The 15,687-nt window shown below is 71.0% G+C and carries 19 protein-coding genes; 16 read left to right on the top strand and 3 right to left on the bottom strand.

Features of this window, described 5'->3' with window-relative positions:
• Positions 1-74: 74 nt before the first annotated feature.
• The 5 genes from ABZ016_RS29870 (at position 75) to ABZ016_RS29850 (ending at position 2,265) form a co-directional block, all read left to right on the top strand.
• Positions 75-155 carry a putative leader peptide gene (locus ABZ016_RS29870; protein ID WP_350310325.1) on the top strand — a complete coding sequence of 27 codons (81 nt, stop codon included), beginning with the start codon at positions 75-77 and terminating at the stop codon, positions 153-155.
• A gap of 137 nt (positions 156-292) precedes the next feature.
• On the top strand, positions 293-1,138 hold the full coding sequence (locus ABZ016_RS29865; RefSeq protein WP_356919797.1) for a sulfurtransferase: 846 nt from the start codon (positions 293-295) through the stop codon (positions 1,136-1,138).
• Between the two features lie 43 nt (positions 1,139-1,181).
• On the top strand, positions 1,182-1,469 hold the full coding sequence (locus tag ABZ016_RS29860; RefSeq protein ID WP_003991226.1) for a DUF1416 domain-containing protein: 288 nt from the start codon (positions 1,182-1,184) through the stop codon (positions 1,467-1,469).
• Positions 1,470-1,555: 86 nt separating this feature from the next.
• On the top strand, positions 1,556-1,816 hold the full coding sequence (locus ABZ016_RS29855) for a DUF3099 domain-containing protein (RefSeq protein ID WP_356919796.1): 261 nt from the start codon (positions 1,556-1,558) through the stop codon (positions 1,814-1,816).
• A gap of 62 nt (positions 1,817-1,878) precedes the next feature.
• Positions 1,879-2,265: a VOC family protein gene (locus tag ABZ016_RS29850; RefSeq protein ID WP_356919795.1), complete on the top strand. Its 387-nt coding sequence runs from the start codon at positions 1,879-1,881 to the stop codon at positions 2,263-2,265.
• Here ABZ016_RS29850 and ABZ016_RS29845 read toward each other — a convergent pair.
• Positions 2,259-2,621 carry a DsrE family protein gene (locus tag ABZ016_RS29845; protein ID WP_356919794.1) on the bottom strand — a complete coding sequence of 121 codons (363 nt, stop codon included), beginning with the start codon at positions 2,619-2,621 and terminating at the stop codon, positions 2,259-2,261. The two genes, ABZ016_RS29850 and ABZ016_RS29845, sit on opposite strands and share 7 nt — an antisense overlap.
• Positions 2,622-2,825: 204 nt before the next feature.
• On the opposite strand from ABZ016_RS29845, the gene ABZ016_RS29840 reads away from it, so the two are divergent.
• Genes ABZ016_RS29840 through ABZ016_RS29830 form a run of 3 tightly spaced genes read left to right on the top strand, consistent with a single transcriptional unit; the run spans position 2,826 to position 4,831 of the window.
• Positions 2,826-3,401, top strand: coding sequence for an FABP family protein (locus tag ABZ016_RS29840; RefSeq protein ID WP_356919793.1), 576 nt, complete (start codon positions 2,826-2,828; stop codon positions 3,399-3,401).
• A gap of 16 nt (positions 3,402-3,417) precedes the next feature.
• Complete coding sequence (locus ABZ016_RS29835; protein WP_010036186.1) at positions 3,418-3,855, top strand: transcriptional repressor; 438 nt, start codon at positions 3,418-3,420, stop codon at positions 3,853-3,855.
• 10 nt (positions 3,856-3,865) lie between these two features.
• On the top strand, positions 3,866-4,831 hold the full coding sequence (locus tag ABZ016_RS29830) for a folate-binding protein (protein WP_356919792.1): 966 nt from the start codon (positions 3,866-3,868) through the stop codon (positions 4,829-4,831).
• Positions 4,832-4,858: 27 nt separating this feature from the next.
• On the opposite strand, the gene dtd is transcribed toward ABZ016_RS29830, so the two are convergent.
• Complete coding sequence (gene dtd / locus ABZ016_RS29825) at positions 4,859-5,284, bottom strand: D-aminoacyl-tRNA deacylase (RefSeq protein ID WP_356919791.1); 426 nt, start codon at positions 5,282-5,284, stop codon at positions 4,859-4,861.
• A gap of 212 nt (positions 5,285-5,496) precedes the next feature.
• On the opposite strand from dtd, the gene ABZ016_RS29820 reads away from it, so the two are divergent.
• From ABZ016_RS29820 to ABZ016_RS29810, 3 genes are all read left to right on the top strand, one after another.
• Positions 5,497-6,129 (top strand): aerial mycelium formation protein, encoded by a 633-nt coding sequence (locus tag ABZ016_RS29820; RefSeq protein WP_356919790.1) that lies wholly within the window; start codon positions 5,497-5,499, stop codon positions 6,127-6,129.
• 79 nt (positions 6,130-6,208) lie between these two features.
• Positions 6,209-7,474 (top strand): GNAT family N-acetyltransferase, encoded by a 1,266-nt coding sequence (locus tag ABZ016_RS29815; RefSeq protein WP_356919789.1) that lies wholly within the window; start codon positions 6,209-6,211, stop codon positions 7,472-7,474.
• A 257-nt stretch (positions 7,475-7,731) separates the two neighbouring features.
• Positions 7,732-8,640, top strand: coding sequence for a GntR family transcriptional regulator (locus ABZ016_RS29810; RefSeq protein ID WP_356919853.1), 909 nt, complete (start codon positions 7,732-7,734; stop codon positions 8,638-8,640).
• Between the two features lies 1 nt (position 8,641).
• Here ABZ016_RS29810 and ABZ016_RS29805 read toward each other — a convergent pair whose 3' ends face one another.
• Positions 8,642-8,830: a hypothetical protein gene (locus ABZ016_RS29805; RefSeq protein ID WP_356919788.1), complete on the bottom strand. Its 189-nt coding sequence runs from the start codon at positions 8,828-8,830 to the stop codon at positions 8,642-8,644.
• A gap of 208 nt (positions 8,831-9,038) precedes the next feature.
• Between ABZ016_RS29805 and ABZ016_RS29800 the strand changes: the two genes are divergently transcribed.
• The 5 genes from ABZ016_RS29800 (at position 9,039) to ABZ016_RS29780 (ending at position 15,680) form a co-directional block, all read left to right on the top strand.
• Positions 9,039-9,890, top strand: a complete 852-nt coding sequence (locus ABZ016_RS29800; protein ID WP_356919852.1) for a winged helix-turn-helix domain-containing protein — start codon at positions 9,039-9,041, stop codon at positions 9,888-9,890.
• Positions 9,890-10,627, top strand: coding sequence for an HAD family hydrolase (locus tag ABZ016_RS29795; RefSeq protein WP_356919787.1), 738 nt, complete (start codon positions 9,890-9,892; stop codon positions 10,625-10,627). The genes ABZ016_RS29800 and ABZ016_RS29795 overlap by 1 nt, the downstream gene beginning before the upstream one ends.
• A 242-nt stretch (positions 10,628-10,869) precedes the next feature.
• Positions 10,870-12,954: an aminoglycoside phosphotransferase family protein gene (locus ABZ016_RS29790; protein ID WP_356919786.1), complete on the top strand. Its 2,085-nt coding sequence runs from the start codon at positions 10,870-10,872 to the stop codon at positions 12,952-12,954.
• 40 nt (positions 12,955-12,994) lie between these two features.
• On the top strand, positions 12,995-13,618 hold the full coding sequence (locus tag ABZ016_RS29785; protein ID WP_356919785.1) for a TetR family transcriptional regulator: 624 nt from the start codon (positions 12,995-12,997) through the stop codon (positions 13,616-13,618).
• A gap of 40 nt (positions 13,619-13,658) precedes the next feature.
• Positions 13,659-15,680, top strand: coding sequence for an AAA family ATPase (locus ABZ016_RS29780; protein ID WP_356919784.1), 2,022 nt, complete (start codon positions 13,659-13,661; stop codon positions 15,678-15,680).
• Positions 15,681-15,687: the final 7 nt, after the last annotated feature.

Below are 15,687 nucleotides of genomic sequence, written 5' to 3'. Positions count from 1 at the left end.
AATGGCGGATCTTCGCGTCTCAGTATGCGACACCCCGGTGACACGCGCACCCTGCCGTCCCTACGATCGACAGCATGAAGCGACAGGCGGATCTCACGAAGCGGCGGGCAGTAGACCTGTGCCGCGTCGCCGCCATGCTCTGTCGCACCTTCTGAGCGATCGCGTCGGCCGCTGCGTCGGCGCGCGCATCCCCGCAGCCCCGCATCACGGGCACCCGTGCGTCGCCCTGCCTCAAGGGTGCGCCCTGCATACCTCGCACGCCCCGCCGTAACTGCCCCGGAGGAGAAGAAGCATGAGCCGCAACGACGTCCTGGTTGACGCCGACTGGCTCCAGGAGCACCTGGACGACCCGACCATCGCCATCGTCGAGGTGGACGAGGACACGTCCGCCTACGAGAAGAACCACATCCGCAACGCCATCCGGATCGACTGGACCGAGGACCTTCAGGACCCGGTCCGCCGTGACTTCGTCGACCAGGAGGGCTTCGAGAAGCTCCTGTCGGACAAGGGCATCGCGAACGACCACACGGTGGTCCTGTACGGCGGCAACAACAACTGGTTCGCCTCGTACGCGTACTGGTACTTCAAGCTGTACGGCCACGACAGCGTCAAGCTCCTCGACGGCGGCCGCAAGAAGTGGGAGCTCGACGCCCGCGAGCTGGTCGCCGGTGACGAGGTGCCGGAGCGTGCGAAGACGGAGTACAAGGCCAAGGCCCAGGACACGTCCATCCGCGCCTTCCGCGACGACGTCGTGGCCGCCATCGGTTCGCAGAACCTCGTCGACGTGCGTTCGCCCGACGAGTTCTCCGGCAAGCTGCTCGCCCCGGCCCACCTGCCGCAGGAGCAGTCGCAGCGTCCGGGCCACGTGCCGAGCGCCCGCAACATCCCGTGGTCCAAGAACGCCAACGACGACGGCACCTTCAAGTCGGACGAGGAGCTCAAGGCCCTCTACGCCGAGGAGAGCGTCGACCTGGCGAAGGACACCATCGCCTACTGCCGCATCGGTGAGCGCTCCGCGCTGACCTGGTTCGTGCTGCACGAGCTGCTCGGTGTGGAGAACGTCAAGAACTACGACGGCTCCTGGACCGAGTACGGCTCCCTGGTGGGCGTGCCGATCGAGCTCGGCGCCAACAAGTAAGACCTCCCGACCGACCTCTCATCACCCCCTTCAGGAGAACGACATGTGTGGAGCGAAGGCCGGCGGCCCCGACGCCTCGACGATCAAGCCCGGTGAGACCACGATCCAGGGTCAGGTGACCAAGGACGGCGAGCCCGTGGTGGGCTACGTGCGTCTGCTGGACTCGACCGGCGAGTTCACGGCCGAGGTGCCGACCTCGGCGACCGGACAGTTCCGCTTCTACGCGGCCGAGGGCACCTGGACCGTCCGCGCCCTCGTGCCCGGCGCCACCGCCGACCGCACGGTCGTCGCCCAGCAGGGCGGACTGGCGGAGGTCGCGATCGCCGTCTGACGGCGACCGGGCCAGTAGGGGCCGCACCCCCCGGGTTGGACACCTGGGGTGCGGCCCTTCGGCGTGCCCGGACCTACGCTGGATACATGTACGCACGACGCCGGCGCACGTATTTCGCGATGATGGGCGGCTGCATCGGACTGTTCGTCCTGGCCTGGGGTGTCGTGCGGATCTGGTCGATCCCCGTGGCCGTCGGGATGTGCGTCGTCGCCATGGTCATCCCGCCCCTCGCGGCGATGGTCGCGAACCGCCGGGGCCCCGACGACCGCTGGTGGGACGACCCGTCCGGGGATCCCCAGTCCGACGAGTGGTGGGACGAACTGGACGGCAAGAAGCGGCCGAGGTGAGGCGGCCGGCGTCTTCTTGAGGTGACCGGCGTCTTGTCCCGGGCAGCGGGTATCCCCGCCCCATGAGACTGACTGCGGCGACTCTGGACGCCCCGAACGCCCGCGACCTGGCGGACTTCTATCTGCGGCTGCTGCCCGGCTGGCGGGTGTGGCGCGGGGAGGCATGGGAGGACTGGGTGCACATCCGGCCGCCCGACGGCGGTACGGGGCTGTCCTTCCAGACGGAACCGGCCTACCGCCCGCCGGTCTGGCCGAGCGGTCCGGACCGGCAGCAGATGATGGTCCACCTCGACATCGAGGTCGACGACCTGGCGGCGGAGACGGCCCGGGCCCTCGCCGAGGGGGCGACGCTCGCCGCGTTCCAGCCGCAGGCCGGCGTCCGGGTGCTCCTCGACCCCGTGGGCCACCCCTTCTGTCTCTACACGGAGACGGACCGGCAGGATCAGTAGACGAGCGCCTGGGTGTCGTCAGCCAGGGACTCCTGGACGAATACCTGGGCGCCCGCGATGCGGACGCCCTCGATGACGTCCTTCTCCGTGATCTCGCGGCGGGCGGCGCACTGGGTGCACAGGGTGATGCGGCCGGCCGCCAGGATCGAGTCCAGCAGGTCCGGCAGGGGGGCCGCGTGCGGCAGCTCGAACTCGGCGGCGCGGCCGGGCAGCGCGAACCAGGAGGACTCGCCGGTCAGCCACAGGGAGACGTCGACACCGCTGGCGACGGCCACCGCCGCCACCGTGAACGCCTGTGAGCACCGCTCGGGGGCGTCGGCCCCCGCCGTCACCTTGATCACCAGCTTCTTCGCCATAGCCGGAATCGTAGTGCCGCAGGGGCCCGCGTAAGCTGGGCCCGGCCCTGTGCACACATCCGCACCCCCGCTCAAGGAGCACCTCGTGGAGATCTTCTTCGAAATCCTGTTGGTCCTGGTCGCCGTCGGCGTCCTCGCCTTCGCCGGACTGACCGTGAAGAAGCTGTACCAGGGCCAGCGCTGACCCACGTCTAGGAAACCCTCATGATCGAGATCCCGTCCGACCTCCACAAGGAGCTCGTCCCGCTCGCCTTCCTGCTCGGCAACTGGGCGGGGGCCGGTGTGCACGACTTCCCCGGCTCCGAGAAGTGCAACTTCGGGCAGGAGGTCACGTTCACCCACGACGGCCGGGACTTCCTGGAGTACCACTCCCACTCCTGGGTCCTGGACAACGACGGCAACAAGGTCCGGCCGCTGGAGTCCGAGCACGGCTTCTGGCGGATCGACGCCGAGCGCAAGGTCGAGGTGACGATGACCCGCGACGACGGCGTCATCGAGATCTGGTACGGCGAGCTGGCCGACCAGAAGCCGCAGATCGACCTGGTGACGGACGCCGTGGCCCGCACGGCCGCCTCCCAGCCCTACAGCGGCGGCAAGCGGCTGTACGGCTACGTCAAGAGCGACCTGATGTGGGTCGGCGAGAAGCAGACCCCCGAGGTCGAGCTGCGCCCCTACATGTCGGCCCACCTGAAGAAGGTCGTCACCCCGGAGGACGTCGAGCGCTGGGCCAAGGCCCTGCCCGACGACATGCCGGATGACGGCATCGCTTTCTTCAAGTAGTCCTAGACTGGCCGGTGTGGTGAGCACCGACTGGAAGAGTGATCTGCGGCAGCGCGGCTACCGGCTGACCCCGCAGCGGCAACTCGTGCTCGAAGCCGTGGACACCCTGGAGCACGCGACCCCCGACGACATCCTCGTGGAAGTGAGGAAGACGGCGTCGGGGGTCAACATTTCGACGGTGTACCGGACGCTGGAGCTCCTGGAGGAGCTCGGGCTGGTCAGCCACGCGCACCTGGGGCACGGGGCGCCGACGTACCACCTCGCGGACCGGCACCACCACCTCCACCTGGTGTGCCGCGACTGCCAGAACGTCATCGAGGCGGACGTCTCCGTGGCCGCCGAGTTCACCGCCAAGCTGCGGCAGACGTTCGGGTTCGACACCGACATGAAGCACTTCGCGATCTTCGGCCGGTGTGAGGACTGCACACTGAAGGCTTCAACTACCGAGTCGTAGGCTTAGAAGTATGAAGAGCCCCCTGCTGACCCTGCCCGGCGCCGTTCCCGCGGAGGGCGCGGACGAAGGTGTCGCCGCCCACTACGGCGACCTGTTCCGCGAGCAGCGCGCCCTCGCCGACGGCACCGGTTTCGTCGACCTCTCGCACCGCGGGGTCGTCACCGTCACCGGCGAGGACCGGCTCGCCTGGCTGCACCTGCTGCTCACCCAGCACGTCAGCGACCTCCCGGCGGGCCGCGCGACCGAGGCGCTGATCCTCTCCGCGAACGGCCACGTCGAGCACGCGCTGTACCTCGTCGACGACGGCGAGACGGTCTGGGCCCATGTGGAGCCGGACACCCAGGAGACGCTGATCGCGTACCTGGAGTCGATGAAGTTCTTCTACAAGGTCGAGGTCACCGACCGGACGGCCGACACCGCGGTGGTGCACCTGCCGGCCGGCTCCATCGCCGAGGTCCCGGAGGGCGTCGTCGTACGGGAGACGCCGTACGGCCGGGACCTGTTCCTGCCGCGCGCCGATCTGGAGGCCTACGCCGGGCAGGCCGGGCCGCCCGCCGGGATCCTGGCCTACGAGGCGCTGCGCGTGGAGCAGCACCGGCCCCGGCTCGGCTTCGAGACCGACCACCGCACGATTCCGCACGAGCTGGGCTGGATCGGCTCGGCGGTGCACCTGCAGAAGGGCTGCTACCGGGGCCAGGAGACGGTCGCCCGGGTGCAGAACCTGGGCAAGCCGCCCCGGCGGCTGGTCTTCCTGCACCTGGACGGCAGCGAGGTCCATCTGCCGGTCGCCGGCACCGAGGTCCGGCTCGCGGCCGACGGACCCGACGGCCGGAAGGTCGGCTTCATCACGACCTCCGCACGCCACCACGAGCTCGGACCGGTCGCCCTCGCCCTCGTGAAGCGGAACGTGGCCGTGGACGCGCCCCTGATCGCCGGGGACACGGCCGCCGCCCAGGAGGTCGTCGTCGAGCCGTAGCGCTTTGACGCTTGTAGACCTTTCGGGTCAGATTTCGATCTGCACGGTGAACGGGCCGTCGTTCGTGAGCGATACCCTCATCGCCGCGCCGAAGCGGCCCGTCGCCACCGTCGCGCCGAGCGAACGCAGCTGGGCGACGACCTCGTCGACCAGCGGTTCGGCGACATCGCCGGGGGCGGCGGCGTTCCAGGTGGGGCGGCGGCCCTTGCGGGCGTCGCCGTAGAGGGTGAACTGGCTGATCACCAGCAGCGGGGCGTCGATGTCGCTGCACGACTTCTCGTCCTGCAGCATGCGGATCGACCAGAGTTTGCGGGCCAGCTGGGCCGCCTTCTCCTTGGTGTCCTCGTGGGTGACGCCGACCAGGACGCACAGCCCCTCGCCCTCGATCGCGCCCACCGTCTCGCCGTCCACGACGACGCTCGCGCCGTCCACCCTCTGCACCACTGCTCGCATACGTCCATCATGCAGGGCGGTGAACGTGGAGCCGCGGGCGGTTCGCCCATGGCACGAACGGGTGGTTTGCATCGGGCGCCAACGGACCGCGCTGGGACGTATTTTGCTGCCTATCCGCCCATCTGGGGTCTATCGGGGGCACTCGTTCCCATAGCGGCCACTTGGGGTGGCACGATGCTTTCACACACCGGTCGAGGGGACGGTTGAGGCACATGAGCACACCAAGCACCGGGCAGCAGTCGGGGGCTGTCTGGTCGGCATACACGGGGATCGGGACGTCGGAGTACCACCGGCCGCCCACACAGCGCACCGACAGCCCGCGGCTGCCCTCGGACGCTCCCGAGGACGGGCCGGCCGCGCGGAGCCTGCCCGAGCTGCGCACGCTGCGCCGCGAGGCCCAGCGCGACGAGGCCGACCTCAGCTACGTACGGCGGCTGCTCCAGGGGCGGATCGACATCCTGCGCGCCGAGCTGGCGCGGCGCGCACCGGCGGAACCGGTCTCCGTCGCCGAGCCCGCGGAGGCGTCCGTGGTCGAGCGGCTGGCGGAGATCCTGCGGGACGCCCCCGCCCGCAACCGCTCCTCCGCGCGGCACCTGACCCTGGGCACGCCGCAGGGCGAGGAGTACCGGCGGCTGGCCGCGGAGATGCTCGCCGAGGTCGAGCTGTCCGATCTCGAGGCACGCACCGACGCGGAGCTGACCACCGCGATGGGGCGCCTCGAGCGTTACGAGCAGCAGATCTCCCGGCGGCGGCAGCGGCTGCAGCGCACGGCCGACGAATGCAGCGCGGAGATCACCCGCCGGTACCGCGAAGGGGAGGCGCAGGTCGACGACCTGCTGGCGTGAGCCGCCCTCCCGCGGGTGGGGAGGGCCGGTGCGCGGAAAACCGCGCGACACCGACCGGCCCTCCGCCTAGCGTGAGTCCATGACCCCCACGCCCCGAGCCGACGGCATCGACATACGCCCGATCACCGACGCCGAGTTCGGCGAGTGGCTTCGTGCCGTGAACACCGGTTTCCTGCGGGCGCCGGCCGTCTCCGACGAGGAACGCGAGGGGCGCCGCCGGCGGTTCGTGCCGGGCCGCTACCTCGGCGCCTTCGACGCCGGCCGGTGTGTGGCGACCTTCAGGTCCTTCGCCCAGGAGCTGACGGTCGTGGGCGGGGCGACCGTCCCCGCCGACGCCGTATCGGGCGTCACCGTCACCGCCACCCACCGCCGCCGCGGGCTGCTCAGCGGCATGATGGCGCGGGACCTGGCGGCCGCGAAGGAGCGCGGGGACGTCGTCGCGACGCTGATCGCCGCCGAGTACCCGATCTACGGCCGGTACGGCTTCGGGCCGGCGACCTGGACGGCCGAGTGGACGGTCGACGTGCCGCGTGCCGGTCTCGACGCCCGCTGGGCGGGTCCGGCGGACGGCGGGCGGATCGACCTGGTGGACGGCGAGGAGGCCCGCAAGCTCGGCCCCGACCTGCACGACCGGCTGCGCCGCGCCCGGCCGGGCCTGGTCGACCGCGATGAGCTGTGGTGGCAGCTGGACACCGGCGCCGTACGGTTCGACCCGTCGTGGAAGCAGCCCTTCTTCGCCGTGTACCGCTCGGCGTCCGGCGAGGTCGAGGGCCTGGCCGTGTACGAGGTGGACGACAACTGGGGGGACGGCAAGCTGCAGCCGCTGAACACGGCGACCGTGAGGTGGCTGATCGGCACGACACCGGCCGCGGAGCGCGCTCTGTGGCAGTACCTCTGCTCGATCGACTGGGTGGCGCGGGTGAAGAGCGGCCCGCGGGCGCCCGACGACCTGCTCCCGCACTTCCTGCCCGACCCGCGGGCGGCCCGGATCACGTCGCTGGCGGACTGGTTGTGGGTGCGGATCCTGGACGTCGTACGGGCGCTGGAGGCGCGGACGTACGAGGGGGAGGGGGCGCTGGTGCTGGAGGTCGCCGGGGTGGACGGGCTGACCGGCGGGCGCTACCGGCTGGAGGCCTCGGCCGACGGGGCGTCCTGCAAGCCGACCACGCAGAGCGCGGACGTCACGCTGGGGCTGGGCGACCTGGGGGCGCTGTGGCTGGGGGACGAGTCGGCGGTGCGGCTGGCGGCGCTGGGGCGGGTCCGGGAAGAACGAGCGGGCGCCGCCCGGAAGGCCGACGCCCTGCTGCGTACGTCCAGGCGGCCTTGGTGCCCGGACATGTTCTGAACCGCTCCCTTCTGCCGACGACGGGGACCCGCATCCGTAGCGAGCTGTTCGGTTGTGGTTGTTGTGCGGTGGCGCCGACCGGCCCGGGGCTCCCGGCTCCCCTCCGGAAGGGAACCCCATGGTGGATGGCCAACCCCCTGAAAGACTGACCATGTTGCGCAAGTTGGCGACCAACTTCACTGTACTTATCTCCACTTGGAAGCTCCCTATAACCACCCAGCAGTGAACTGCCGCAAGATGGCGGGAAGTTGTACTGTTTGATGGTGGACCCGGAACACGCCTCCGTCACTGGACGGAAGAGGTCACAACGGCCACAGAGAACACATCGCGAAGTGGCCGAAGAGCTGCGCGCCCGGATCAGGTCAGGAGCGCTGCGGCCGGGTGAACGCATGCCCACCCAGGCCCAGCTGGCCCACGAGTTCGGAGTCGAGCGCGGTGCCGTGCGCCAGGCGCTGCGCATCCTCCAGTCCGAGCGGTTGCTCACCAACGTGTCCAAGGGCGCCCCGGCGACCGTCGCCGCCGACCTCTCCAGGGCGCTGACCGGCCCGGAAGCGCCACCGCTGCCCACCACGGTGGCCCTCGCGCCCCGGATAGCGGCGGCGTTCGCGTCGGAGCACGTCGAGATCGACGCCGTGTGCCTGACCTCCATCTCCCTCACGCTCGCCATCGGCGAGCCGCTGCGGCAGATCCACGCCGGGCGGCTGAAACCGGCCAAGGTCGACGTCCGGATCCTGCTGCCCAGCCGGGACATCGACCTCGCCTTCCCGGTGCCGGTCGAGGGGCGCCGCGACGACTGGGTGCACGAGCGGTGGGTCGCGATGCGCAACGCCCAGGGGCAGGTGCTGGAGCACAACCTGCTGGCCCTGCGCGCCACGCACGGCATCGATGTGCACGTCACGTTCCGCGCGCTGCCCTTCACGCCGCCGGTGAAGCTCTACCTCCTCAACGGCGCGGAGGCGCTGTTCGCGTACTACACGCTGGCCCGCCGGGAGACCGAGATCGACCACGAGCACCTGGAGATGTACGACGCCCAGGGCACCCAGTCGATGCTGTTCTCCTTCCGGCAGGGCCCGGGCCTGCGCGACACGACGTTCGTGGAGCAGTCCCACCTGTGGTTCAACGCGCTGTGGGAGACGATCAGTTCGGACCTGGTGCTCACGCGGTGAGTCAGCGGGCGGGCCCGGTCATCAGCAGCGCGAGCACGACCGCCCCGGCGGAGCTGACCGCCGGGCTCTTGGCCTTGATGCCCACGGTGAGCAGGAGCAGGCCGACGATGCCGACCGGGCCGTACTTCCACTGGACGAGCTGCTCGAAGGCGACGACGAAGGCGGCGGAGAGGAGAGCGAGGGCGGGCATCGGTGTTCCCCCTTCGGAAGTTCGGAAGCAAAACTTCCGCCAACTCTGGCAAGTTGGCAACCAACTCTGATTAAGTTGTCCCCACTTGGCTACTAGTCATAAACAACTTTCAAACAACTCCCGTCAGATGGATCAAAGTTGTAGCGTTTGGTTGTGACGCGGGGGAGCGGGGAGAAGTGTGGCGGAGGACGTGGCGGAGAACGTGGCAGTGAACGGCAGCAGAAGGCTCACGCCCCAGGAGATCGCCGACCGCCTGAAGGAACGCATCCGCGCCGGTGAGCTGAGGCCCGGGGACCGCTTGCCCACCCAGGCCGAACTCGCGGACGAGTTCGGCGTGGAACGCGGCACCGTCCGCCAGGCCCTGCGGGTACTCCAGGAGGACGGCCTCCTCACCAACGTCAGCAAGGGCAGCCCGCCGCGGATCGCGGCCCCGGCTCCGGCACGCGGGGAGCCGCAGCCGACCATGGTGGGGCTGGCGCCCCGGCTGACGGAGGCGTTCTCGGCCCGGCGGGTGCGGGTCGACGTCGTCTGCCACACCGCGGAGACGCTGATGGTCGCCATCGGTGAGCCGCTCCGCCTGATCCACGAGGGCCGCCTCCGCCCCGAGTCGATCGACGTCCGCATCCTCGTCCCGTCCCGGGACATCGAGCTGGCCTTCCCCGTCCCCGTGGAGGCCCACGGCGACGACAACCCCGTCCACCAGCGCTGGCTGGCCATGCGCAACGCCCAGGGGCAGGTCCTCCAGCACAACCTGCTGGCCCTGCGCTCCACCCACGGCATGGACGTACGCGTCCGCTTCCGCGCGCTGCCGTTCACGCCGCCGGTGAAGCTGTACCTCCTCAACGAGGAGGAGGCGCTCATCGGCTACTACATGCTCACCAGGCGCGCGGAGGAGTGGGGCAGCCAGACCCTGGACATGTACGACGTCCTCGGCTCCCAGTCCCTGCTGTTCTCCTTCGTGAAACAGGCGGGTCAGCGGGATGCGGCGTTCGTGAAGGAATCACAGAAGTGGTTCGACGCCCTCTGGGAAACCATCACGACGGACCTGACACTCTCCTAGTGACCTCTGATACGACGCGGGCTGGTGCGGCGACGGCACCGGCCGGGGAACTGCGAAAACTGCTCGCTCCCGTTCGTTACGTCCTCTGGGACCTCGACGGGCCGATATGCCGGCTGTTCGCCGGCCACCCGGCGGCCGGTGTGGCCCGGGAGCTGGTCAACCTGATCCAGCAGCGCGGACTGGGCGGACTGCTGCGGGAGGAGGAACGCCTCGACCCGGATCCGCAGGCCGTGCTGCTCGGCGTCAACGAGCGGCATCCGGAGAGCGACCTGATCACCCTGCTCGAGGAGTGGCTCACCCAGCAGGAGCTGACGGCCGTCCCCAGCGCGATGCCCACGCCGTACGTGGATCCGCTCATCAGGACCTGGTCGGCCCTGGGGGCCAGGTTCGCCATCACCACGAACAACTCGGCGCTCGCCGCGGCGGCCTACGTCGAGAGCCGGGGCCTCAAGGGGTGCTTCTCCTACATCTACGGGCGCACCAAGGACCTCGATCAGATGAAGCCCCACCCGCACTGCCTGTCCCAGGCCCTCAAGGCGCTCGGAGCGGACCCGTCGCACGCCCTCATGCTCGGCGACGCCGGGACGGACTACGAGGCGGCGCAGAAGCTGGGCGTCCCTTTCCTCGGCTACGCCCGGAACCAGCGGCAACTGGACCGACTGGTGGCCGTCGGCGTCGAGCCGTCGCACATCGTCCGCTCCATGGACGAAGTCCTGCTCGCCCTGCGAGAGGCGTGATCGCACAAGTAATCGCACAGGTATCCGAGTGTCACGGTTACCTCATTGAGACCACCGATCACCGGACTCGAGTCGTGTGGGCACCGGCCCGGCGCTAGGCTCTGCAACACTTTCCAGAGCATGGCACTTTGATCCAGGAGCAGCCGGTGCCCCCGCAGCCGGTTTCCCCACCTCCCCCGGGGAGGGCCCCCGCGCACGACCCTTACGGGGAGTTCGTGCGGCGGGCGACGACAGACGGCGTGATGTACGACGGCCATCACAACCGGAACTTCGTGTTGCCCCTGACCGAGCCCATGGCCCGGTACGTGGGACGCGAGACGGGCACCCTGGCGATAGTGCGGCTGCGCACCCTGGACGCGCTGCCCGTCGTCATCCGGACCTGGAAGGAACCCGACGTGCTCCGCGCCATCAGCGGCGCACTGCCCCGGGCACCGGAATGCCTGGCCAGACGGAACGGTTCAGCGGTCCACAGCTATGTGGAGGGCGTCCCGCTCTCCAGCCTCCACAAGGACGGCGAACCGGTCGAACGTCCCCTCATCGCGTCACTGATGCGGACGGTCGCCCACATGGCACAGGTCCGCAAGGAGACCCTGCCCCCGATGCCGGAGGTGCGGACCGGCGGCGACAAGGACAGCCGCGGCTTCCTGCGCACCCTGGCCCAGCAGGCCGACCGCCAGGTCCGGCAGCCCAACTGGAACGAGTTCGGAGGGCTGTTCGAGGCCCTGGGTGTCCCGGCCGACGCCCTGAACCGGCTGGCCGAGCGGATCCCCGCCATGACGCGCCGCCCGTACGGCCTGCTGCACACGGATCTGCACCGCGACAACCTCATCGTCGCCGCCGACGACCGGTCGATCGCCTGCGTCGACTGGGAACTCGCGACCTACGGCGACCCGCTGCACGAGCTCGCGACCCACCTGGTCCGGATGCGCTATCCCGCGTCCCAATGGGACGAGGTGCGGCAGGCCTGGGTCGTGGCCATGGAGGAGAGCCGGCCCTCGGCGGTCAACGGCCTGACCAAGGACCTGCGGCACTACGTGGCCTTCGAGCGGGCCCAGTCCGTGTACCCGGACGTGATGCGGGCCGCCAAGGAGCTGGACGACCGGCTCGACGACCGGAGCCTGACGCAGGCCACCGCCGTCGTGCACCGGGCGCTCACCACCGCCGCCGAACCGCTCGGCCTCGCGAGGGTCCCGGGCCGCACGGAGGTCGAGCGGGTGCTGCTGCGCTGGCGGACCTCACGGCACCGCAGGCCCACCGCCTTCCGGCCGGTCCCGGCCCTCACCTGGCTCCCCGACAAGCGGGTCCCGGAGGACCCCGGTTTCCCGCACCCGGCGGTACGCGACGCCCTGGTCGCGGAGGGCACGGCTCCGGCCGGCCGGGTCTTCAAGGGCACCGCCCACCTCAACTCCGTCGTCCGCGTCCCGCACGTCGACTTTCCCGTGGTGGTGCGGCGCAGGATCGCCTCGTTCTGCCGCCTGGAGCCGAGCCACCTCAGCGAGCACGCCGTGCTGCGCGCCATCGCCCGCTCCGATGTCGACGTGACGGCCCCCAGGGTGCTCGCACTGGGCAGGAGCCACGGCGGGGACGACTTCGCCATCCACACCTACGTGGGACCGCGGCACAGCGACCGGCCCCCCAGCCACCCGGTGAACGGGCTGCTGCCGCACGAGGCGGACGGGCTCGTGTACCAGCTCGGGGAGCTGACCCGGGTCGACCATGCCGGGCTCGACCCGCTCACCGGCCCGTGGGACTTCTACACCTGGCTCAGCCAGCAGCTGGTCACCCTGGTCCGGGGGCTGCCGAAGGAGTCGCAGCAGGTGGCCAAGGCGCTGGGGCTGCCGGACGCCGACCGGCTGAGCGAGATCCTCGCCCGGCACCGCGTCACCCCGCGCAAGCACGCCCTGCTGCACGGCGACCTCAACCCCTGGAACCTCGTCCGCCACTCCCAGCGTGACCGTCTGGCCCTCACCATCATCGACTGGGAGATGGCCATGGTCGGCGATCCGCTGTACGACCTGGTCCGGCACTTCCACCTCACCCCGACCAGGCCGGAGATCCGGGAACGCATGCTCCGGAGGTGGGAGAACACCCTGCCCGGCGCGTACACCCGGGACTGGCAGCGGGACTGGCGGGTCTACCGCTGGGTCGAGATCGTCCGGTCGGCCTACGTCGACCTCGACCGGCTGGTGACCGGCGCCGGTCTGGACGCCCCGAACGTCCGGCGGGCCGTCGACTCCTACGCCATGACCCTCGCGGCCGCCACCGCGTCCCTCGGCCTGCCGGCCCGCTCCACCGCCAGTCCCTATCTCGCCAGGACCCTCGCTTAGGCCCGGTTCGGTGCGGTGCGGCACTGCGTAGGCTCGCGGCATGAGCGAGATCGGGCTGCGGGAGCGCAAGAGGCAGCGGATGTACCAGGTCGTGTCGGACATCGCGATCCGGCTCTTCCTGGAGAAGGGGTTCGACGCGGTGTCCGTGGCCGAGGTGGCGGCGGCTGCCGAGATCTCGAAGCCGACGCTGTTCCGGTACTTCCCGGCCAAGGAGGATCTGGTGCTGCACCGGATCGCCGACCACGAGGGGGAGGCCGCGCGGGTGGTGGCGGAGGCGGAGGCCTCCCCGGTCGAGGCGTTGCGGCGGCACTTCCTGGAGGGGCTGGAGCGGTCCGATCCGGTGACCGGGCTCAGCGATCACCCTCAGGTCCTCGCCTTCCACGGCCTGCTCTACGAGACGCCCTCCCTGGCCGCCCGGGCGCACACGCACCAGGAGCGCTCCGAGGCCGCGCTCGCGGAGGCGCTCGGGGGTGATCTGGACGCGCGGCTCGCGGCCGGGCAGATCATGGCCGTACTGCGGATCCTCGCGATGGAGAACTGGCGGCGGATCGCGGCGGGGGAGCGCGTGGGCGACGTACGGCCGGACGCGGTGGCCGCGGCCGAGCGGGCGTTCGGGTGGCTGGCGGCCGGGCTGCCGCCGAATCTCCAAGGTGGAACTCAGTAATAAATTTAACTCGGTTACGTTTTCGCTTATGCTCGGTGGAATGACCTCGACCGAGCCTGCCCTTCAGCACGTACTCGACCGGGAACGCGCCCATCACGAGCGCTGCCGGGACGCCCTCGCCGCCATGGTCGAGGGCGCCGGTGAACAGGTCGTCATCGGGGAGGACGTATCCGCGTCCGGTGCCGATGCCGAGGTCCTCGGATACCGGCTGCGCAGCCGGGCCAAGGCGCTGCGGGAACTGCCCGAGGGGCCGTTGTTCTTCGGGGCCCTGGAGTTCGAGGGGGCCGGTGGGCGGCTGCACATCGGGCGGCTGCGGATCACCGAGCACCCGGCCGAACCTCCCCTCGTGGTCGACTGGCGCGCTCCCGTCTCGCGCGCCTTCTACCAGGCCTCGGCGCGTGATCCGCAGGGCGTCGCCGTGCGCCGGCGGTTCGGCTGGGCGCCCGGCAGCCGGGGCGACTCCGGCGACCTCACCGGCCTGGAGGACGAGCACCTGGGGCAGGGGGAGGCCCGGGCCAGTGAGATCGTCGCCCGCGAGATCGAGCGGCCACGCGTCGGACCCATGCGGGACATCGCCGCGACCATCCAGCCCGAGCAGGACGACCTCGTCCGGGAGGACCTGACGGTGTCGGTGTGTGTGCAGGGGGCGCCCGGCACCGGCAAGACCGCGGTCGGCCTGCACCGGGCCGCCTATCTGCTCTACACCCACCCGCAGCGCATCCGGCGCGGCGGTCTGCTGATCCTCGGGCCCAACCGCACCTTCCTGTCGTACATCGCGGAGGTCCTGCCGGCCCTCGGCGAGAGCGGGGTGCGGCAGTCGACGCTCGCCGAGGAGATCGCGCGGCATCCGGTCAGGGGCGTCGACGAGCCGGCGGCCGCCGCCGTCAAGCACGACGCCCGGATGGCCGAGGTGCTGCGGCGGGCGCTGTACGCGCGGGTGCGCACCGAGGGGGCCGGCTCCCTCGCCGTGCCGGACGGGTCGTACCGCTGGCGGGTGCCGGAGGCGGAACTGGCGCGGATCGTCGCGGACGTACGGGAGGAGGCACCGCCGTACGGGGTCGGGCGGGAGCGCGTTCGGGCGCGGATCGTGAGCTGTCTGCGCGCGCAGGTGGAGCGGCGGGCCGGGCCGCCCACGAACGCCTGGGTGCGCCGGGTCGAGCGGGCACGACCCGTGTCCGCGTACCTCGACGCCGTCTGGCCCCGGGTGCGGCCCGAGGAGGTCGTGGCCGGACTGCTCGGCGACGGTGAGGTGCTGGCGGAGGCGGCCGACGGGCTGCTGGACCCCACCGAGCAGGAGGCGCTGCGGTGGCGGAGGCCGCCCCGGTCGTGGAAGTCGGCGCGCTGGTCGGCCGCCGATCTGGTGCTCGTCGACGAGGCCGCCGGGCTGATCGAGCACCCGGAGGGGTACGGGCATGTCGTCGTCGACGAGGCGCAGGACCTGTCACCGATGGAGTGCCGGGCCATCGCCCGCCGGGTCCCCTTCGGTTCGCTGACGGTGCTGGGCGACCTGGCGCAGGGGACGACGCCGTGGGCGGCACGGTCGTGGCGGACGGTCCTCGCGCACCTGGGGAAGCCGGACGCGGCCGTGGTCGAGCTGACCACCGGCTTCCGCGTGCCGCAGGCGGTCGTCGGGTTCGCCAACCGGCTGCTGGAGCGGCTGGACGTGGACGTGCCGGCGGCCCGTTCGCTGCGTGGGGACGGGGAGTTGCGGACGCGGGAGACCACCGCGGACGGGGTGATGGGGGCGGTCGTGGACGCCGTACGGGACGCCCTCGCGCGCGAGGGATCCGTCGGGGTGGTCGCGGCGGACGCCGACGTGCCCCGGGTGCGGGCGGCGCTGGAGGCCGCCGGTATCGAGGCGGCGGGCCACGAGGAACTCGGCGCACGGCTGTCGCTGGTACCGGCGAGCGTGGTCAAGGGACTCGAGTACGACCATGTCGTGGCCGTCGAGCCGGCGGCGATCGCCGAGGCGGAGGAACGGGGCCCGCACCGGCTGTACGTGGTGCTGACGCGGGCGGTGTCGCGGCTGGAGGTGGTACGGGCCCGGCCGTTGCCGTTCTAACGGCCGG

Origin of the sequence: Streptomyces sp. NPDC006372 (genome assembly GCF_040612515.1) — a bacterium.
GTDB lineage: Bacteria > Actinomycetota > Actinomycetes > Streptomycetales > Streptomycetaceae > Streptomyces.
Note: the sequence above shows the minus strand (reverse complement) of the source record. Positions and strands in the feature narration are given on the sequence as shown.